The 19452-nt window shown below is 71.0% G+C and carries 20 protein-coding genes and 2 pseudogenes; 13 read left to right on the top strand and 9 right to left on the bottom strand.

What is annotated here, in order from left to right; genetic code table 11:
• The first annotated feature begins 391 nt into the window (after positions 1–391).
• The gene (locus QQY66_RS39060; RefSeq protein ID WP_301985109.1) at positions 392–574 is read left to right on the top strand and encodes a hypothetical protein; all 183 of its coding nucleotides are present in this window, start codon (positions 392–394) and stop codon (positions 572–574) included.
• Positions 575–582: 8 nt separating this feature from the next.
• Here QQY66_RS39060 and msrB read toward each other — a convergent pair whose 3' ends face one another.
• From msrB to QQY66_RS39040, 4 genes are all read right to left on the bottom strand, one after another.
• Positions 583–990, bottom strand: a complete 408-nt coding sequence (gene msrB / locus QQY66_RS39055; protein ID WP_301985108.1) for a peptide-methionine (R)-S-oxide reductase MsrB — start codon at positions 988–990, stop codon at positions 583–585.
• Between the two features lie 13 nt (positions 991–1003).
• Positions 1004–2389: a UDP-N-acetylmuramate--L-alanine ligase gene (gene murC, locus QQY66_RS39050; protein ID WP_301985106.1), complete on the bottom strand. Its 1386-nt coding sequence runs from the start codon at positions 2387–2389 to the stop codon at positions 1004–1006.
• 44 nt (positions 2390–2433) lie between these two features.
• The gene (locus QQY66_RS39045) at positions 2434–2907 is read right to left on the bottom strand and encodes an indole-3-glycerol phosphate synthase (protein ID WP_301985105.1); all 474 of its coding nucleotides are present in this window, start codon (positions 2905–2907) and stop codon (positions 2434–2436) included.
• Between the two features lie 145 nt (positions 2908–3052).
• The gene (locus QQY66_RS39040) at positions 3053–3826 is read right to left on the bottom strand and encodes a pyrimidine reductase family protein (RefSeq protein ID WP_301985104.1); all 774 of its coding nucleotides are present in this window, start codon (positions 3824–3826) and stop codon (positions 3053–3055) included.
• 164 nt (positions 3827–3990) lie between these two features.
• On the opposite strand from QQY66_RS39040, the gene zapE reads away from it, so the two are divergent.
• From zapE to QQY66_RS39010, 6 genes and pseudogenes are all read left to right on the top strand, one after another.
• Positions 3991–5097, top strand: coding sequence for a cell division protein ZapE (gene zapE, locus QQY66_RS39035; RefSeq protein ID WP_301985103.1), 1107 nt, complete (start codon positions 3991–3993; stop codon positions 5095–5097).
• Between the two features lie 183 nt (positions 5098–5280).
• A complete protein-coding gene (locus QQY66_RS39030) occupies positions 5281–5676 on the top strand; it encodes a hypothetical protein (RefSeq protein ID WP_301985102.1) in 396 nt (131 codons plus the stop codon).
• A gap of 77 nt (positions 5677–5753) precedes the next feature.
• Positions 5754–6332, top strand: coding sequence for a carbonic anhydrase (locus tag QQY66_RS39025; protein WP_301985101.1), 579 nt, complete (start codon positions 5754–5756; stop codon positions 6330–6332).
• Between the two features lie 8 nt (positions 6333–6340).
• Entirely contained in the window at positions 6341–7834 is a 1494-nt protein-coding gene (locus tag QQY66_RS39020) for a SulP family inorganic anion transporter (protein ID WP_301987638.1), read from the top strand.
• 144 nt (positions 7835–7978) lie between these two features.
• Positions 7979–8938, top strand: a complete 960-nt coding sequence (locus QQY66_RS39015) for a slipin family protein (protein ID WP_301985100.1) — start codon at positions 7979–7981, stop codon at positions 8936–8938.
• Positions 8939–9056: 118 nt separating this feature from the next.
• Positions 9057–9392: pseudogene (locus tag QQY66_RS39010) on the top strand (alkaline phosphatase PhoX); the annotation flags it as partial.
• Positions 9393–9463: 71 nt separating this feature from the next.
• Here the strand turns inward: QQY66_RS39010 and QQY66_RS39005 are convergent.
• Together QQY66_RS39005 and QQY66_RS39000 are read right to left on the bottom strand one after the other, a co-directional pair.
• Positions 9464–10066, bottom strand: a complete 603-nt coding sequence (locus QQY66_RS39005) for a DNA-binding response regulator (protein WP_301985099.1) — start codon at positions 10064–10066, stop codon at positions 9464–9466.
• Positions 10063–11259, bottom strand: coding sequence for a sensor histidine kinase (locus QQY66_RS39000; protein WP_301985098.1), 1197 nt, complete (start codon positions 11257–11259; stop codon positions 10063–10065). The genes QQY66_RS39005 and QQY66_RS39000 overlap by 4 nt, the downstream gene beginning before the upstream one ends.
• Positions 11260–11445: 186 nt before the next feature.
• Between QQY66_RS39000 and QQY66_RS38995 the strand changes: the two genes are divergently transcribed.
• From QQY66_RS38995 to QQY66_RS38985, 3 genes are all read left to right on the top strand, one after another.
• Entirely contained in the window at positions 11446–12054 is a 609-nt protein-coding gene (locus QQY66_RS38995; protein ID WP_301985097.1) for a hypothetical protein, read from the top strand.
• 90 nt (positions 12055–12144) lie between these two features.
• Positions 12145–12984: a polysaccharide deacetylase family protein gene (locus tag QQY66_RS38990; RefSeq protein WP_301985096.1), complete on the top strand. Its 840-nt coding sequence runs from the start codon at positions 12145–12147 to the stop codon at positions 12982–12984.
• A 40-nt stretch (positions 12985–13024) separates the two neighbouring features.
• Entirely contained in the window at positions 13025–13204 is a 180-nt protein-coding gene (locus tag QQY66_RS38985) for a hypothetical protein (protein ID WP_031487047.1), read from the top strand.
• Here the strand turns inward: QQY66_RS38985 and QQY66_RS38980 are convergent.
• Both QQY66_RS38980 and QQY66_RS38975 read right to left on the bottom strand, forming a co-directional pair.
• A complete protein-coding gene (locus QQY66_RS38980; protein ID WP_301985095.1) occupies positions 13196–13867 on the bottom strand; it encodes an ABC transporter in 672 nt (223 codons plus the stop codon). The two genes, QQY66_RS38985 and QQY66_RS38980, sit on opposite strands and share 9 nt — an antisense overlap.
• Positions 13864–14718 (bottom strand): ATP-binding cassette domain-containing protein, encoded by an 855-nt coding sequence (locus tag QQY66_RS38975; protein ID WP_301985094.1) that lies wholly within the window; start codon positions 14716–14718, stop codon positions 13864–13866. Before QQY66_RS38975 ends, QQY66_RS38980 begins: the two co-directional genes overlap by 4 nt.
• A 56-nt stretch (positions 14719–14774) precedes the next feature.
• On the opposite strand from QQY66_RS38975, the pseudogene QQY66_RS38970 reads away from it, so the two are divergent.
• Positions 14775–15541: pseudogene (locus QQY66_RS38970) on the top strand (peptidyl-tRNA hydrolase).
• 68 nt (positions 15542–15609) lie between these two features.
• Here the strand turns inward: QQY66_RS38970 and QQY66_RS38965 are convergent.
• Entirely contained in the window at positions 15610–16779 is a 1170-nt protein-coding gene (locus tag QQY66_RS38965; protein WP_301985093.1) for a N(5)-(carboxyethyl)ornithine synthase, read from the bottom strand.
• A gap of 604 nt (positions 16780–17383) precedes the next feature.
• On the opposite strand from QQY66_RS38965, the gene QQY66_RS38960 reads away from it, so the two are divergent.
• Entirely contained in the window at positions 17384–18475 is a 1092-nt protein-coding gene (locus QQY66_RS38960) for an acyl-CoA desaturase (protein WP_301985092.1), read from the top strand.
• A gap of 100 nt (positions 18476–18575) precedes the next feature.
• Positions 18576–19370 (top strand): SAM-dependent methyltransferase, encoded by a 795-nt coding sequence (locus QQY66_RS38955; protein ID WP_301985091.1) that lies wholly within the window; start codon positions 18576–18578, stop codon positions 19368–19370.
• Positions 19371–19452: the final 82 nt, after the last annotated feature.

The raw sequence follows: 19452 nt of genomic DNA, 5'->3' as shown, positions 1-19452 counted from the left end.
CCGGTCAACAAGGGCCCGGCTTTCGGCATACCGCCGTATCACATTCGGCCAGCACCGACCGATGACCCCAAGAGCCGAAAAATCAGGGATAATCCCATTCGGCCGTGTCGCGAGCCGGGCGACAGAAACACAGGCCGGCGCCGGGAATCCGGCAGAGCACTGACCAGTTCACTCACGCCTCATGCTCTCGAAACACGCTCGACCGTTCCTCGGCGCTTTGTAAACTTTGCATGTCCACCTCACCCCGGCCGGAACAGGCCGGGCGGAGAGCGCGCGGAGAGAACGCGAAGACAATTCGGGCACCCCCAGGACGTGCCCCGATCGGTTCACGGAAAATTCGGCAAACGGAAACACAACCGGCCGCGGCAGGTGACTTTTCGGGAATCCGCCGGTGTGGCTGTCGTATCCGCCGGCCCGCCGCTTCGACCGCTACTACATGTTCCACGCCACCCGCGCCGACCTCCTGCGCGCACTGGGCCACCCCGACGCGGCCCGCACCGCGGACCGCCTCGCCCTCGACCTGACCGCCCACCCCGCCGAACGCGCCGTACTCCAGGAACGCGTCGGCCCCTGAAACGCGGCTCAGCCCTCGTCGGGCGTCAGCCGCACCGCGATGCTGTTGATGCAGTACCGCTGGTCGGTGGGCGTGGCATAGCCCTCGCCCTCGAACAGATGCCCAAGGTGCGAACCGCACCGGGCGCACCGCACCTCCGTCCGCACCATCCCGTGCGAACGGTCCTCGATCAGCTCCACCGCGTCGGAGTCGCGGGCGTCGAAGAAGCTCGGCCAGCCGCAGTGGGACTCGAACTTCGCGTCCGAGGTGAAGAGGTCGGCGCCGCAGGCGCGGCAGGAGTAGATGCCCTTCGTCTTGGTGTCGGTGTACTCACCGGTGAAGGCGGGCTCCGTGGCGGCCTGGCGCAGCACCGCGTACTCGCCCGGCGTCAGCTCCGCGCGCCACTGCTCGTCCGGCTTCTCGACGTCGTACGACATGGGTGTCAGCCCCTCACTGCGACAGACGGTCCAGGATCAGCGGGCCCAGGTCGGTCACATCGCCCGCGCCCATGGTGAGAACGAGATCGCCCGCCTTGGCCATTCCCGCGATCACCGACGGCACCTCGGCCTTGTCGTGGACCGCGGTGACGTCCGCGCCCGCCGCCCGCGCGGCGTCGATGATCAGCTCGCTGGTGATGCCCGGGATCGGGTCCTCGCGGGCCGGGTAGATGTCCAGGACGGCGGAGGCGTCCGCCAGGGACAGGGACTGGCCCATCTCCTTGCCCAGCTCCTGGGTGCGGGAGAACAGGTGCGGCTGGAAGACCACCAGGATCCGCGCGTCACCGGCCGCCGAGCGCATCGCCTCCAGGTCGGCAGTCATCTCCGTCGGGTGGTGCGCGTAGGAGTCGATGACCTGGACGCCCGCCGCCTCGCCCTTGAGCTGCAGGCGGCGCTTGACGCCGGTGTATGCGGCAAGCGCGGGCGCCAGCTGAGCGGCGGGGAGGCCCAGCGCCACGCCGGCGGCGAGCGCGGCGACGGCGTTGTGGGCGTAGTGCCGGCCGGGGACGGAGACCGCGAAGGTGATCTCCGTGCCGTCCAGCAGCACCGTGACCTCGCTCTTCAGCCCCTGGGCCCGCACCGACAGGATCCGTACGTCCGCGTCCGGAGACTCGCCGTACGTCACCACGCGGACGCCCTCGATCCGCCGGGCCAGCTCGCGCGCGCCGTCCTGGTCCGCGGTGATCACCAGCGTGCCGCCGGGCACGATCCGGCCCGCGAAGGTCTCGAAGGACTCGTAGATCTCGTCCATCGACGCGTAGTTGGCGTGGTGGTCGAGCTCCACGTTGAGGACGATGGCGACCTCGGGCGCGTACTTGTGGAAGCTGCGGTCGCTTTCGTCCGCCTCGGCGACGAAGATCTCCCCGTCGCCGTGCAGGGCGTTGGAGCCGGGGGCGTCCAGGTCGCCGCCGATGGCGTACGAGGGCTTGAGGCCCAGCTCGGACAGCGAGACGGCCAGCATCGACGTGGTCGTGGTCTTGCCGTGGGTGCCCGCGACCGCGATCGGACGCAATCCCTCCATCAGGGCCGCGAGGGCGTCGGAGCGGTGCACCACCGGGATGCCCAGCTCGGCCGCGCGGGCCAGCTCCGGGTTGTCCTCGCGGATCGCCGAGGACACCACGACACAGCTGGCGTCGTCGGCGAGGTGCTCTGTGGCGTGCCCGATGTGCACGGTCACGCCCAGCGCACGGAGCGCCTCGGCGGTGGCGGACTCCTTCGCATCACTGCCCGCCGCCTTCGCGCCCCGCTGCGCGAGGATCTTCGCGATCCCCGACATCCCGGCCCCGCCGATGCCGATGAAGTGCGGGCGGTCCATGGCGGTAGGAAGGCCGGGTGCCATGAGTGTTTCTCCCCAAGTGATGCGACACGTATCGAGGGGTCAGCCTATGCCTTGCTGTGGGAGAACAGCTTCAGCACCGGCACCCCCACCTTGTGCCGGGCCCGCGAGGCCCAGTCCCGGTGGAAGAACTCCTCCACGTAGTGGGGGTCGGTCAGCACGATGACCTCGTCCGCCCCGGTCTCCTCGACCAGGGCCCGGAGCGCGTCCAGCGGGTGGTCCTCGATGAGACGGCCCTCCGCCTCGCTGCCGGAGCCGCGCAGAGCCGTGAGGGACACCTCCAGGGCCTGCTCGCCGAGGGCGGCGGCGTCCTTGCCGTCCGGGCTCTCCAGCTCGCGAGCCGCCTCGTCGATCTCGCCGAGTGCGATGTCGTCGATGGCCCGCAGCAGCCGGTCGGCCTGGTCGCCGCGCGGCTGGAGCAGGACGTGGAAGGAGACCGGCTCGTCCCCGTGCAAGGTGGTGACGAACTCCACGTCGGCGGATGTCAGGGCCTTCTCGATCATCAATACGCTTGTGAACACGACAGGCGTCCTTCTCCTCCGTGGGCCTTGGCCGGCCCCTGCGGAAACCATCCTGCCCCGCGATCGCACGGGGACTGCGAGATTTAGTGTGCCCGCCGGAAGCTAAACGGAACGGTAGATTCCGGCGATTACCTGACCAGCGCACTCAAGCTCGCCGGTACCTGCCGAAGAGGAACCCGTCCTCCTCCAACAGGGACACCAGTGTGAATCGGCGCGGCACCGCGACCGTCGGCCCGCCCGCGATGCGCTGCGCGTCTCCCGCGGTGAGCATCGGGGACACGGTCAGACACAGTTCGTCCAGCACCTCGGCCGCCACCAGCTGGCCCAGCAGGCGCGGGCCGCCCTCGGACAGCAGCCGGGTGTGTCCGAGACCGCCGAGGGCCCGTACGGCGCGGGCCGGGTCGACTCCGACCCCGTCCCCGGCGATCACCACCTGGGCGCCCGCCTTCTCCGCGGCCGCGATCCGGTCGGGGGCCGCGGCGGCGCCCGTCAGGATCAGGGTCGGCACCGTGGGCGAGGCGAACAGCGGCAGCGAGAAGTCCAGGTCCATGCTCGCGGTGACCACCGCGATCGCCGGCGCGGGCGCCTGTCCGGCCTCGTCACGCCGCCGAGCGAACTCCTCACGCGCGCGTGCCGGACGGTACCCCTCCTGGCGTACCGTTTCCGCCCCGACCACCACCACATCCGCCAGCGCCCGCAGCGTGCCGAAGATCCGCATGTCCGCCGCGCTGGAAATGGGCTGCGAGCGGCCACCGTGCTGGGCGGCACCGTCGAGCGTCCCCACCATGTTGGCCCGCAGCCACGGCTCCCGCCCACCGGGACCCGGCTCGGGATAGGCATAGGCGTCGGCCAGCTCGCCGAGGCTCCATTCACGGGCGTCCGGGGCTGTTTCGTAGGTCACAGGGAACAGACGTCGCATGTCGTGCAGTGTGGCACGGTGCCAAGCAGGTCTGGGGAGGTCAGGCGCCCCAAAGGGGCGCGGGGCTGTATCAATGTGCGGCCCCGCCGCGTGGGCGCGACCAGCCACAACGGACCAGCAGACGAAGTACCGGCCTGGAAGCGGTGCACTTAGAGTTGGGAAACGTGCGTAACTCCACCGCCGCCTCCGGGCCGGGTCCGATATCCGACGTGAGCCCCGTCTCGCTGTGTGCCCGCGAGCCCCACGTCCCCGCGGAGCGCCTGGTCGGCGAGATGGTGCCACCACCCCGCTTCGACTCGGTCCGCTTCAGCACGTACATCCCGGACCCGAACCAGCCCAGTCAGACCGAGGCCGTCCGGGTCCTGGAGGCCTTCGCGGGCGGACTCGGCGGTGCGCACGCGACCGCCACCGCCAAGCGCGGCTTCTTCGGTTTCGGCAGGGCGAAGGCACCGAAGGCCCCGGCCGGCCCCCGCGGCGTCTACCTCGACGGCGGCTACGGCGTCGGCAAGACCCACCTTCTCGCCTCCCTCTGGCACGCCACCCCGGCCGAGCCCGCGCTCAAGGCGTTCGGCACGTTCGTGGAGCTGACGAACCTGGTCGGCGCGCTCGGCTTCCAGAAGACCGTCCAGACCCTGTCCGGGCACCGTCTGCTGTGCATCGACGAGTTCGAGCTGGACGACCCCGGCGACACCGTCCTGGTCTCGACGCTGCTCGGCAAGCTGGTGGACGCGGGCGTCGCGCTCGCCGCCACCTCGAACACGCTGCCGGGCAAGCTCGGTGAGGGCCGGTTCGCGGCGGCCGACTTCCTGCGCGAGATCCAGGGCCTGTCCGCGCACTTCCGATCCCTGCGCATCGACGGCGAGGACTACCGCCACCGCGGGCTGCCCCAGGCGCCGGCGCCGTTCTCCGACGAGCAGGTCACCAAGTCCGCGTACGCCACGCAGGGCGCCTCGCTCGACGACTTCCCGCATCTGCTGGAGCACCTCGCCCGGGTCCACCCCAGCCGGTACGGCGCGCTGACCGACGGAATCCGGGCGGTGTGCCTCACCGACGTCCAGCCGATCCCGGACCAGTCGACGGCGCTGCGGCTCGTCGTCCTCGCGGACCGGTTGTACGACCGCGAGGTGCCCGTGCTCGCCTCGGGACTCCCCTTCGACCAGTTGTTCAGCGAGGAGATGCTGAACGGCGGCTACCGCAAGAAGTACTTCCGGGCGATCTCCCGGCTCACCGCGCTGGCCCGGGACGCCAAGGGACTCGTCGACGCCGGCTAGCCCGACAACTCCCCCCAGGTCAAGAGGTATTTCAGGCCAAGTGACCACGACTTTCAGGCTCTCTTCAGCCTGAAACGTTAAGTTAACCCTGCAAACAACTTTGCAGGGTTAACGTGTTTCTTGACCAGCCATTGACCAAGTGTTGGCGTGTGCATAAGTCGTGAACTGCCTGGAGGGGGGCGGATGTTGCGAGGTACGACGGCCCGGACCGTGGTGTCGGCCCTCGCCGCCGTCCTGCTCGCCCTGCAGTTCTTCGCTCCCTCCACGTCGTTCGCATCCGCGCACACGGTCGGTCATGTCGAGGCCAAGGCTCAGCCCGGATCCAAGCTGTCACCCAAGGCACTGCGCAACGGAATCATCGCGTTCCGTGACGTGAGCTGCTCCGGGGACCCGACCGGTCCCCAGCACACGCGGGAGCGGAACCGCTCCTCCGTCGCCTGGCCCGGGGCGCAGGAGCGCCCGCTCGTGGCCCCGGGCACGACAGCCGCGCACCCGACGGTGCTGCGCGCCGTGCAATGTCGCACGGCGAGATCCTCGACAACCCACTCTCCGGCGGCACTTCAGGTCTTCCGCTGCTGAGAGAGAGCAGAGCAGTACCACCACTCTGTCTTGCACGTCCGACGCGCCTTTGGCGCGCCAGGAGGAGTCACCACATCATGCAGCCCCTCATCGACAACGCCCGCACGTTCGGACAGCGCCCTGAGGAGTTCGCCAAACTCGCCGAAGGCCAGTCCCCCGAGGTCCTGTTCATCACCTGTTCCGACTCCCGGGTCGTACCGGCCCTGATCACCGGCGCCCGCCCCGGCCAGCTCTTCGAGCTGCGCACCGCGGGCAACATCGTCCCGCCGTACGCCTCCGAGCACCCCACCAGCGAGGCGGCCACCGTCGAGTACGCGGTGGAGGTGCTCGGCGTCCGCGACATAGTCGTCTGCGGCCACTCCCACTGCGGAGCGGTCGGCGCGCTGGTGCGCGGTGACGATCTGGACGCCGTACCCGCCGTCCGCGACTGGCTCGCCGCCGCGACGCCGCGTCCGCAGGGAGCGGCCGGCGATCCGACCGTGGCCGAGGGAGTGCAGAGCCATGTCCTGGCGCAGCTGCTGCGGCTGCGCTCCTACCCCTGTATCGCCCAGAAGCTGACCCAGGGCCAACTCGCCCTGCACGCCTGGTACTACGAGGTGCACACCGGTGCCGTACTGGCGCACACCCCGCAGACCGACACCTTCAAGGCCCTGTGAGCACCGCCATGAACCCCTCCACCCTCACCAAGTTCCCTCATCTGCGGCAGGACTTCGCCGCGTCTCTCGTCGTCTTCCTGGTCGCGCTCCCGCTGTGCGTGGGCGTGGCCGTCGCCTCCGGTGTGCCGGCCGAGCTCGGGCTCGTCACCGGCATCGTGGGCGGCATCGTCACCGGGCTGATGCGCGGCAGCAGCCTTCAGGTGTCCGGCCCGGCCGCCGGGCTGACCGTGCTGGTCTTCGAGGCGGTGCGCGAGTTCGGGCTGCCGGTGCTCGGTGTGATCGTGCTCGTCACCGGCCTGCTCCAGATGCTGATGGGCGCCCTGAAGCTGGGGCGCTGGTTCCGGGCCATCTCGGTCGCCGTGGTCGAGGGCATGCTGGCCGGTATCGGGCTCGTCCTGATCGCCGGGCAGCTGTACTCGGTCGCGGACGCCGAGGCCCCCGCCTCCGGGCTCGCGAAGATCGCGGGGCTGCCCGGGGCGCTCTCGGACGCCGTCCAGGACACCGGGGCCATGGCCTCGCTGGGTCTCGGCGCGGGCACGGTCGCCGTGCTGGTGCTGTGGAAGCGGATGCCGCGCCAGGTGCGCACGGTGCCCGGTCCGCTGGCCGCGGTGGGCCTGGCGACGCTGGCCGCCCTGGTCTTCGGCCTGCCGGTGGCCACCGTCGAGGTGCAGGGGCTGCTGGGCTCCATCCAGCCGCCGTCCCCGGACGCCTTCGGTGAGCTCGCCGATGTCGGCGTGCTCGCCACCGTGGCCGCCTTCACGCTGATCGCGTCCGCCGAGTCGCTGTTCAGCGCGGCGGCGGTGGACCGGCTGCACGACGGTCCGCGCACCGAGTACGACAAGGAGCTGCTCGCACAGGGCGCGGGCAACACCGTCTGCGGTGCGCTGGGCGCGCTGCCGATGACCGCGGTGATCGTACGCAGCGCGGCGAACGTCCAGGCGGGCGCGCGGACGAAGGCGTCCCGGGTGATGCACGGCGTATGGCTGCTGCTGTTCGCGGCCCTGCTGCCGGCCGTCCTCGCCTACATCCCGATCCCGGCCCTGGCGGGCATCCTGGTGCACGCCGGCGCCAAGCTCATCCCGGTGCGGGAGATCGTGTCGCTGTGGCGCGAGCATCGCGGTGAGGCGCTGATCCTGGTGGTCACGGCGGTATCGATCGTCGCGGTCAGCATGTTCGAGGGCGTCCTCATCGGCCTCGCGCTGGCCATCGCCAAGACCGCCTGGGAGGCCTCGCACATCAAGCTGGAGGTCATAGACAAGGGCGCCGGGCCCGTCCAGGCCTACCTGTCGGGCAACGCGACCTTCCTGCGGCTGCCGAAGATACTCGACAGCCTGGAGTCCCTGCCCCAGGACCGTCCCGTCGAGCTGAACCTGTCCGGGCTGCACCACCTGGACCACGCCTGCCGTACGGCGCTGGAGAACTGGGCCGAGCGGCACAGCGCGGCCGGCACCGATCCGGTACGGCTCGACGGTGCCGTGGCAGCACCTGAGGCCCGGAGGTAGCCCTCCCTGAGTCCGGCGATGCCCGGCTGAAGCCCGAACCGGGGCTTCAGCCGGGCTTACCGTTGCCCTATTCGGGCATATCGTTGGAAGAGGTTGCCAATCCCGCTTTTAAGGTGCAGGGACGGCTGAACAGGGGTCGTCATCATGCTGGAAGAGTTGCTGACCGCGGCCATCGCCACCGGGACCGCCGGGGTGGTGTACATCGCCGCGGCGGCGCGGGTCGTCAAGCAGTACGAGCGCGGGGTGGTCCTCCGGCTCGGGCGCCTGCGGGGCGCCGTACGGCCACCGGGCTTCACCCTGATCATCCCCGCCATTGACCGGCTGTACAAAGTGAACCTGCAGATCGTGACGATGCCGGTGCCCGCGCAGGAGGGCATCACGCGCGACAACGTGACCGTGCGGGTCGACGCGGTCGTCTACTTCAAGGTCGTGGACGCGGCGGCGGCGATCATCAACGTCGAGGACTACCGCTTCGCGGTCTCGCAGATGGCACAGACCTCGCTGCGCTCGATCATCGGCAAGAGCGACCTGGACGACCTGCTCTCCAATCGCGAGAAGCTCAACCAGGGCCTGGAGCTGATGATCGACAGCCCGGCCATCGGCTGGGGCGTGCAGATCGACCGCGTCGAGATCAAGGACGTGTCCCTGCCGGACACGATGAAGCGCTCCATGGCCCGGCAGGCCGAGGCGGACCGCGAGCGTCGGGCCCGGGTCATCAACGCCGACGCCGAGCTCCAGGCCTCCAAGAAGCTCGCCGAGGCCGCACAGCAGATGGCCGACACGCCCTCCGCACTCCAGTTGCGGCTGCTCCAGACGGTGATGGCCGTGGCGGCGGAGAAGAACTCCACGCTGGTGCTGCCCATCCCGGTGGAGCTGCTGCGGTTCCTGGAGAAGGGGGCGGAGGCGCACCCGGAACACCACGGCCGCCCCGCACCGGACAGCTCCGGCCAGGTACCGCCCACCCCTTCCGGCCAGCTCTCTCCCGACCCCTCCGACCAGTTCCCGCCCGACAGCCTCGACCAGCTCCCTCCCGAGCACCCCGACGAGCTCCCACCCGCCCCTTCCGGCCGGCAGCCCTCACCCGACCGCTCGCTGGAGCAATGACGGGTTCTACGCGCGTGGTTCACGTGGCCGCAACCAGGTGACAGACACGGCGGCGTCACAGTCCTGTCCGCCGGCAGGAAGGTTGCCCCATGTCCGAGAACGGCCGTACGACACGCCGTCAGGTACTCGCCCACCGCAAGTGAACCTGGGCCACACCGGTTACGGCCCGCTCGTCCCCGACCCACTGCGCTCCGGCGAGGGCGATGTGCCCTCCCACCCGGACGGCATGGCGGCCTTCGCGGGCCGGCACGGTCGCGTCCACCTGGTCCGAAACCACGAGAACAGGGCCGACGCCGAGGTCCCAGTCCCGCCGGTCGAGGGCCTCACCCACGATCCCGCGGGCAAGGGCGGCTGTACGGCCCTGACGCTGGACAGCGGCGGCCGGGTCCGGTCCGAACGGGTCGCGATCGCCGGTACGGCCGTCAACTGCGCGGGCGAGCCCACCCCTTGGGGCGGAGCCGCATATCGATACAGCCCCGCGCCCCTGACGGGGCGTTGTACCGCACCGGCCTTCACCGGTTCCCGTTAGATCCAGCCTTGCTCCCACGCGCGATGGGCGGCGGCATGCCGGGTCGGGGTGCCCAGTTTCGACATGGCGGCGGAGAGGTAGTTGCGGACCGTTCCGGGCGCCAGGTGGACCGCGGTGGCTATCTCGGCGACCGAGGCGCCGGTGCGGGCCGCCCGCAGGACCTCCAGCTCCCGGTCGGTGAGCGGGCAGTCGTCCTCGGTCAGGGCGGAGGCGGCGATGTCCGGGTCCACATAGCGGCGGCCGGCGGCGATGTCGCGGATGATCTCCGCCAGCCGGGCCGCCGGGGTCGTCTTGGGGACGAAGCCGCGGACGCCTGCGGACAGGGCGCGGCGGAGCACCGCGGGGCGGGCGTGCCGGGTGACGAGGACGATCTGGGTGCCGAGCTCGGCCCGGATCTCCTCGGCGGCGCGCAGTCCGTCGGTGGGCGGCATCTCCAGGTCGAGCACGGCGATGTCGGGGCGGTGCTCGCGGGCCAGCCGTACGGCGTCCGTGGAGGTGGCCGCCTCGGCGACGACCGTCAGGTCGTCCTCCAGTCCGAGCAACGCGGCCAGGGCGCTGCGGAGCAGGTCCTCGTCGTCGGCGAGCAGCAGCCGGATCATGTCACCTCACGGGAGTCCACGGGCAGCGCGGCCCGTACGACGAACCGCTCGCCGTCACGTTCCCACGTCAACTCACCTCCGGCAGCCCGCAATCGTTCGGCGAGCGACCGCAATCCGGTCCCCTCGGTGTCCGAACGGCCTTCGACGGCACCGTCGTTGCTGACCCGCAGCGAGGCGACACCGCCGGTGACGCGGTACGCGACGGCTGCGTGCCGCGCCCGGCTGTGCCGCAGCACATTGGTGGTGGCCTCGCGCATCACCAGTCCGAGGAGGTGCCGGGCCGAGTCGGCGAGCCCGTCCGTGGGGGTGTCGAGGCGCATCCCGGCGTCGATGTCCGCCGCCGCCAGCACTCGCGTGGCGTTGGCGATCTCGTCGTCCAGCGTCGTACGGCGGTAGCCCTGCACCACGGCGCGGGTGTCACGCAGCGCGTCGTAGGACAGCTGTCGTATCTCCGTCACCTCACCGGCGGCGCGCACCGGGTCGGACTCGACGAGCCGCCCGGCCAACTCGCTCTTCAGCGCGATGACTTGCAGATGGTGCCCCTGGATGTCGTGCAGGTCCGCGGCGAACCGGAGCCGCTCGTCCTTGACCGCCAGCTCCGCCTCCAGCCGCCGGGCCCGGTCCAGCCGCCCCGCGATGTCCCAGGCCCACAGCGGGCCGAGGGTCACCCACACGGTGAAGGCGACCAGCCCGGCCGGGAACAGCGCCGCATAGGCCAGCTCGCCATCCCCGGAGACCAGGCTGAGCACGCCGCCCGGCAGCAAGGCCAGCACCACCGCCCCGGCGATCAACTGCCGTCTGTGCCGAGGCACGAGATAGGTCGCGGCGATCGCGACCGTCACCGCGGGCGCCACCGCCCACACCCCGTACTCGCGCCGCGTCAGCGGCAGCACCGCCAGCACCAGCGCCGCCGCACCCGCGACGACCAGCCAGCCCACCGGCAGACGACGGGAGTTCGCGTCCGCTGACCGAGGCTCCAGTCGCCGACTGAGCAGCACCACACTCGCCAGCGTCTCCACCACCAGGACGGGCGCGCCCACTGCCCGGATCCAGACCGGCCAGTCGTCGTCCAGGATCCAGTCACCGATCAGCAGCACCAGAAGGAGCGCGGAGGAGCCCGGCACGGCCCACCACGTGTAGCGACGGAAGCCGGTCAGCCCCGCCACCCCGCGCTCACTCGGCCCGTCGCCCATCCGGCCATTGTCGCAGCGGCGGCTCGCCCTGGCGGAGTGCCGAACGGCCGCTTCCGGCATGACAGATGTCATGCCGGGCGGTGACAACTCCACGGGTAAGCATGCCGTTTCGGCACTACTGGCGATCTCCTCCCCTCAGCAGTCTGAAGGCGTTCGGGATACCCCACCCCCGTATGGAGGCACGTCATGTCCGCTGTCACGCCCGCACCATCGGCTCCGGAAAGCCGCCCCCCGTTCCAGACCCTGCTCCGCCGCTGGCCCACCGCCCTGGCCCTCCTGCTCTCGGTTCCCGGCATGGTCACCGGCGGCTCGGGCGGCGACAGCGCGGCCGACTCGGTCGAGATGTACGGCGAGGCGCTGCCTCTGCTGCCGTTGCTGTATCTGATCGTCCAACAGCTGGGGAAGCCGCGGCTGACCTGGCCCGTCGTCGGGGCGGGCCTGGCGTCGATCGTCGCCCTTCGGGCGCTGGACCTGGTGTCCCCGTCCGTGCCCCTGACCGTGATCGCACTGTTCGTCCTGGTGCTGGGGGCCGTCCGCGGCACTCCGCACGGCCCGGTCACCTTCCGGATCCAGGCCGCCGGGGCGTTCGTCTTCTGCGCGCTCGCCCTGGCGGGCCTGGCCGTGGACCCCGACCTGGGCCGCTACCTGGTCGCCGCGGGCTGGTTCTTCCACGGCGTCTGGGACTTCGCGCACCTGATGCTCAAGCGCCTCGACGGCATCGTCTCCCGCACCTTCGCCGAGTGGTGCGGCGTGATCGACGTGTGCATCGGCGTCGAGCTGGCGTTCCTGCTGTGATCCCGGCGGGCGGGTGAATTCGGCGAGAGACACCCCGTAAGCAGCCGTAAAAGACAAAAGTCACATTCCACACATAGCTACGTTCATGCGGTGATCACACTTGTACGACGAGTAGCCATCGCCTGCGCCCTGAGCGCCACCCTCGCCTCCTGCGGGACGACTGAACCACCGCACCCTCCTCCCACCCCCTCGAAACGGACCGTCGCCCCGTCGCGGCCCCCGACCCTCGCCCCCGGCCCCGCGGGCCTGACCCCTGTCTTCGAGAACGGCCCGCGGACCGGGGACAAGACCGTCGCCCTCACCTTCGACGCCGACATGACCGCCGACCAGGGGCCGCGGGCGGCGGCCGGGGAGCGGTTCGACAATCCTCGGCTCATCGCGGCGCTCCGGGCGCTGAAGGTGCCGGCCACCGTGTTCATGACGGGGCGCTGGGCCGAGGAGTACCCGCCCCAGGCCCGCGCCATCGGCCGGGACCCGCTCTTCGAGGTCGCCAACCACTCGTACAGCCACCACGCCTTCACCGACGACTGCTACGGCCTGCCGACCGTCTCCGAGGACCGGATGCGGACGGACGTGGAGCAGGCGTACGCGGCCTTCCGCAAGGCCGGGGTGCGGGAGCCGATGCCGTATTTCCGCTTCCCGGGCGGCTGTTACGACGGCCGGGCCCTGAAGGCGCTGAGCGCGACCGGGGTCACCGCCGTGCAGTGGGACGTCGTCGGCGGGGACGCCTTCGCCACCGACGCGGACGCGGTGGCCCGGCAGGTGCTGGACGGCGTACGGCCGGGCTCGGTGGTCGTGCTGCACTGCACGACCAGCGCCGCCCCGACGACCGAACGCGCCCTCCGTACGATCGTCCCCGAGCTGCGCCGCAAGGGCTTCCGGTTCGTGAAGGTGTCCGAGCTGATCGGGGCCGCGGGCGGGCGGCGCTGACGCTCGTACGACGGGCAGCTGACCCTCGTACGCTGGACATATGAGCGACGACGACTACTGCCTGATCGACGCGACCAGGCCGCCGAAAGCGGACGGGCCGCCGTACGCGGAGTGCGTGCTGTGCCGGGAGCCGACGGAGTACCCGGAGTCGTACAAGGGCATCACCCTCTGCCCGGTCTGCGAGTGGCAGGAGGCCCAGCGCACGGCCTGCTCAGGGTGACCGGCGGGAGGTGAGCGCGCAGGCCACGGCGATCGCCACCGCGGTCAGCAGGGCGGCGGCGCCGAGCGGCAGCAGGGGCAGCGGGACCTTGCCCGACTGCGACCCCGTCACCAGTCCGCTGACCGCCGCCTGCGCCGGGGAGCCCGTGACGACCACGGACAGCAGGGCCGCGAGCAGCATCGCCGGGACCGCCCGGCCGGGCGAGCGCAGCAGCGGCCAGGAGGTGAGCGCGCCGACGGCCGTGCCGAGCAGCGCGCAGGCCAGCGCGGCGAGCAGTCCGGCCGCGCCCGCCGGGAACGGCGCCACCCGGGTCTGGTGGTCGGAGGTCACCGGATCGCTGATCAGCGTCACGACGAGGGTCGCCACGGTGCCGAGCGCCGCGGCCGACGCCGGCGCGACCAGCAGACAGGCCAGGTGCGCCCGTCCGGGTCCGGCCGCGGCGGCCACCGGGGCGCGGGCGGCGGGCGGCTCGTTGCCGACACAGATCCGCACCAGCCAGGCGGCGACGGGCAGCAGAGCCGCCGCGGCATACCCCAGCGAGTCGAGCACGGGCTGCCCGCCCTGCACACCGACGCCCAGGAACACGGCGTACAGGATGAACGGCGGCAGCCAGCGCTGCGAACGCACCAGCAGGGCGGCTTGATAGCGCAGGAGCGCGGTCATCGGACCTCCTCGACGTCCTGATGCGCGACGCTCACCACATGCCACGGCGGGCGGGCCGTCAGCAGGGAGCGCAGGACGACGTCCGAGTGGGACGCGGGGACGGTGAGCCGGTGGGCGCCGGGCGCGGTCTCCTCGGCGGAGGTGAGCTTCGGGGTGGCGGGCAGTGGTCCACCGGGAGGGCCTTGGACGACGATGACGACGTACGGTCCCGAGGGCGAAGTCCCTTGTTCTGTACTGCGGTTGAGGGCGCCGTCGCGCACGGTGTACGTCGCGTCGGGCGCCCCCGCCAGCCGGCTCGGGTCATGGTCGACGAAGACCACCGCCCCGCCCGCCGCAGTCCGTTCCGCGACCGCCCGTTCCAGCTCGGCGCGGGCGGCCTCGTCCAGGCCGGTCCAGGCCTCGTCGAGGACGAGCAGGTCCGGCTCGGCGAGCAGGGCCTGGGCGACCGCGACCTTCTGGCTGCTGCCCTTCGACAGCTGCGACATCGGCGTACGGGCATGGGCCGCGGCGCCGAAGCGCTCCAGCCACTGGTCGGCGGCGCGGGCCGCCGCCGTACGGGACAGGCCGTGCACCGCGCCGAGGTGGGTGAGATAGCCGGACGGGGTGAAGGGCAGCGCCGTCGGGAAGCGCTCGGGGACGTATGCCGTGCGCGGACGGCCGCTGATCCGGCCCTCCGTCGGGACGTCGATCCCGGCGAGCAGCCGGAGGAGGGTGGACTTGCCCATGCCGTTCGCGCCCTCGATACGCAGGAGAGTGCCGGGGGTCACGGCCAGGTCGATCCCGCGCAGCACCCAGGGTCCGCGCAGGCCGTAGCGGCGGCCGACGCGCTCCAGCCGTAACTCACGTGTCATGCGGTCATCCTCTCGCCCCCGGAGGAACCGATCTTCCGCCTGGCAGACTGGAGGACGTGACCAGTGATCCATCCGTTCCCGGCGTTCCCGGCGTTCCCGGTCCTCCCCGGGAGAGCCCTTTCCGTTCCGAGCCCTCCGTGCGCGACGAGGCGCCGCAGTTCGTGCTGCCGCTGGTCGTACGGATGGAGCGGGCTGCTCCCCCGGCCCGTACGGACGCGCTGGAGACCGCGGCCCGCGCGGTGCTGGTGCTGCTCAGTGACGAGCGTGCGCTGGGGGACGGCGAGTGGGCGCAGGCCGTGCGGGACTGGCAGGACGCGCGGATCCGCAAGGTGGTGCGGCGGGCGCGGGGCGCCGAGTGGCGGCGGGCCGAGGCACTGCCCGGCATCACGGTCACGGGCAAGTCCGCGGAGGTACGGGTCTTCCCGCCCGTCCCGCTGGACGGCTGGCCCAAGGACCTCGCCCGGCTCCAGGTCTCCGGAACCGACCTCGACGACCCGGAGCCGCCGGCCGAGGCCGACCCGGGCGTGCCGGTGCTGTGGCTCAGCCCCGATCTGGACATGACGGCCGGCAAGGCGATGGCGCAGGCCGGCCATGGCGCCCAGCTCGCCTGGTGGGAGCTGTCGGACGAGGACCGCGCCGCCTGGCGCGACGCCGGCTTCCCCTGGCCGTCCGCACCGCCCCCGCCGACCGCTGGCCCGAACTCACCACCAGCGGCCTGCCGGTGGTCCGCGACGCGGGCTTCACGGAGATCGCCCCCGGGAAAACCGTCGCCGTCGAAGGAGGCAGCCGCTTGTGCCCTCTCCCGCGCGAACGACGCCCGTAGGCGGACGCCCTGCGTCGTAAGGGATACGAGCGCGTCGGCGGATGGTCAGGCAGGCCGGGCGGAGGAGTTCATCGCCGGGTGGGAGCGGGGGCCGGGGTCTCGGCGAGGTGGGGGTAGGCGGCTGTCCGGTGCTGGAAGGAGAGGATCTTCGGGTTCAGGACGACGCCGTCGCGGATCTCGATGGCCTTGCTGACCGTGGTGTCCGTCTCCCATGCCGCGGGGCCGCTCATGACCTTGCGGAGGTAGGGCAGGAGCGCCTCGCTGATTTCCCACGTGGCCGAGTCCCACAGGTGGGACGGGCTGTGATCCACCGCGTAGTAGTGGCAGCCCGGCCCGACCGTCGGCATCGGGTCGCCGAAGGAGGTCGGACGGGCCCATGAGAAGCCCATGCCCTCGTCGCAGGAAACGTCGATGAAGAAGGTTCCCGGCCGGAACAGGGAGAGTTCCTGGTCGGTGACGAACATCAGCGGCGCGTCGGTGTCCTGCCGGATGCAGTTGACGACGATGTCGAAACCGGCGAGGTACTCCGCGAGCGGCACGGCCCCGAGCCCGGTGAGTGCCTGCAGGCGCGAGGGATCGTCCTCCTGCTCCTCGAAGTGGCCCATCACGACCGACGGCATCGGTGACGCCACCGCCGCCGCGGCGCGCTGGGTGAGCACCGTGACATCGGAGACCCCCATGGCACCCAGGCCCGTGACCGCTCCGCGCGCCGTGGCTCCGAAGCTGATGACCACCGCCCTGAGGCGACGCCCGTAGCTGCCGGTCAGCCCGCCGAGCTGGAGGGCGTGCAGCACCGAGCAGTAACCGGCGAGCTCGTTGTTCTTGTGGAACACATGGACGCTGAAGGCGCCCGTGGAGGTCCAGTGGTTCATGGCCTCCCAGGCGATCAGGGTCAGCCGCCGGTCGATGCCGATCTGCGTCATTTTCTCGTCCTGCACACAGTGCGGCCAGCCCCACAGCACCTGGCCTTCGCGCAGCGCGGCGGCGTCTTCGTGCATGGGTTTGGGCAGCAGCAACACGTCGCACTCGGCGAGGAGTTGCTCTCGGGAACGAAGGCCGGCCACGAGGGGTCGCAGTGCGTCGTCGGCGACGCCGAACCGGGCGCCGTATCCCTGCTCGAGGAAGATCCTCTCGCGTACGTCCGGCGCGATCCGGCCGAGGTGACCGGGGTGCAACGGCAGCCGGAACTCGTTCTCCTTGCGGGAGGACGCCAGTACTCCGAGGCTCATCAGGCTCATACGCTTCCTCATCGTTTCGTTCTTGTCGTGCTTGGTGTGGTTGCCGGCTCCAGATGAGGCGGGCCGGTGCCGGAATGTCGCTTCGGCACTGCGGAAACCAGGAGAACCGCTGCCGCGGGGCGCTCAACGGCATACAGAAGGCGGCACGACAGTTCCCCGAGGGCGACGCCGAAACGGATGACGGCATGCGAGGTGCGCTCGGTGCCGCAACCGTACTCCCCTCCGGACCCGAAGCCGACCAGTCGGGGCGCACCGGACACTTCCCCACCCCGCCGGGAACGTTCCCGGCGCCCGGGACGTTGTACGGAGTGGTTGTAGTTGAAGTTTCGGGGGTCTTCTTCGACGGGTGGCGACCAGCAGCCCGGGGACGCGCGAGCGCGCGTTCTCCGCATCTACTCGCCATCTCGAAGGAGACCTCACATGGCTCAAGGAACTGTGAAGTGGTTCAACCCTGACCAGGTCCGCGCACTCTGAGGACACCCCGTTCCGAGGCAGGCCCGCGCCGCGGGCCTGCCTCGCGCTGCTTCCCCACGGGCTTTCCGCATCCGGCGCCCTGCCCCCGCGCCGTCGACAGCCGGCCCGCACCCACCCCGAAAGGAAAGACGTGACCACTGAGATCATCAACCGGGGCACCGAGCCGCCGGACCACGTCGGGACGACGAAATCCCCGCCCGCCGGCCGAGGCAGCGACTACGCCGCACTGTCCCGTGAGGTGAAGCAGAGCGGGCTGCTGAAGCGGCGGCCGGGCTACTACTCCGCCAAGGTCGGGGGGAACCTGCTTCTGCTGGCCGCCGGATGGACCGCGTTCGCCCTGATCGGGCAGTCGTGGTGGCAGATGGTGACCGCCGCCTTCCTCGCGGTGATGTTCACCCAGACCGGGTTCATCGGGCACGACGCCGGACACCAGCAGATCGCCCGCTCCAAGCGCGTCAACAACCTGCTCGGCCGCGTGCACGCCGACCTGCTGATCGGCCTCAGCTACGGCTGGTGGATCGCCAAGCACAACCGGCACCACTCCCACCCCAACCACGTCGACCGCGACCCCGACATCGCCGACGGTGCGATCGCCTTCACCGAGGACCATGCCCGGGTCCGCCGCGGCCCCTATGCCTGGCTGGCCCGCCACCAGGCCTGGCTGTTCTTCCCGATGCTGCTTCTGGAAGGTCTCGCCCTGCACGTGGCCGGCGTACGGGCGCAGTTCGAGCGCGACAGCACCGCGGGCTCACGGGCGGCCAAGCTGGCCGGTGCGGGACTGCTGACCGCGCATCTCGTCGGCTATCTCGCCGCCCTGTTCCTGGTCCTGACGCCCCTCCAGGCCGTGGTCTTCCTCGCCGTGCACCAGGGGCTCTTCGGGCTGTACATGGGCTGCTCGTTCGCCCCCAACCACAAGGGCATGCCCATCTTCGGCAAGGATGACAAGATCGACTTCCTGCGCCGGCAGGTACTGACCTCACGCAACGTCCGTGGCGGCCGGTTCACCGACTTCACGCTCGGCGGGCTGAACTACCAGATCGAACACCACCTGTTCCCCTCCATGCCGCGGCCCAGCCTGCGCCATGCCCAGGAACTCGTGCGCGCGTTCTGCGCCCGGCACGGCATCGCCTATCACGAGACCGGACTCCTCAACGCCTACGCCCAGGTCCTGCGGCACCTGCACGCGGTCGGCGGCCCGCTGCGCCCCGAACTGGAGTACTGATCCGGAGCGGGGCGCTGGTCGCCCCGCACAGATCATCCGGCTACCGTGAGACCCGCGCCGCTGGGAGCGCGCAACGCCGAGGGAATGTCCGGGAGTTGTCATGTCAGTCGACCGTCCGCTGATCAACAGCAAGGTGCCGCACTCCGCTCGTATCTGGAACTACTGGCTGGGCGGCAAGGACTGCTACGAGATCGACCGGCAGGTCGGTGACCAGATGCGTGAGCTCAACCCCGAGATCGTCGACATCGCGCGCGCCCAGCGAGGGTTCCTGAAGCGCGCGGTCACCCATCTGGCCGCGGAGGCCGGGATCCGGCAGTTCCTCGACGTCGGCACCGGCCTGCCCACCCTCGACAACACCCACGAGGTCGCCCAGGGCATCGCCCCCGAGGCACGGATCGTGTACGTGGACCACGACCCCGTCGTGCTGACCCACGCCCACGCGCTGCTCACCAGCACCCCCGAAGGCGCCACCGACTACATCGACGCCGACCTGCGCGACCCGGAGTCCATCCTGCGGGGCGCCGAGCGCACGCTCGACTTCAACCGGCCCGTCGCGCTCATGCTGCTCGGCATCGTCGCGCACGTACCGGACGACACCGCCTACCCGATCGTGGAGCAGCTCAAGGACGCCCTGCCCGCCGGGAGCCACCTGGTGTTCTGCGACAGCACCGAGGTGTTCCACGCGGACGAGATGCGGGCGATGGTCGAGCGCTGGAACGAGGCGAGCGACAACCCGCGGATCAACCGGGCCCCCGAGCAGCTGGCCCGTTTCTTCGACGGCTTCGACCTGCTGGAACCCGGCCTGGTCCCGGTCGCCGAGTGGCGCTCCGACCCGGCCGGCACGGACGAGCGGCGGGACGTGGACAGCTTCGGAGGCGTGGCCGTCAAGCGCTGAACGGTCTGCCCCCGCCATTGAACACGGGCCGCCTCCCGCGCGTATCTCCCGACGTCGGCGGCCTCCCGTCCACGTCCGCTTC

Origin of the sequence: Streptomyces sp. DG2A-72 (assembly GCF_030499575.1) — a bacterium.
Taxonomy (GTDB): domain Bacteria; phylum Actinomycetota; class Actinomycetes; order Streptomycetales; family Streptomycetaceae; genus Streptomyces.
Note: the sequence above shows the minus strand (reverse complement) of the source record. Positions and strands in the feature narration are given on the sequence as shown.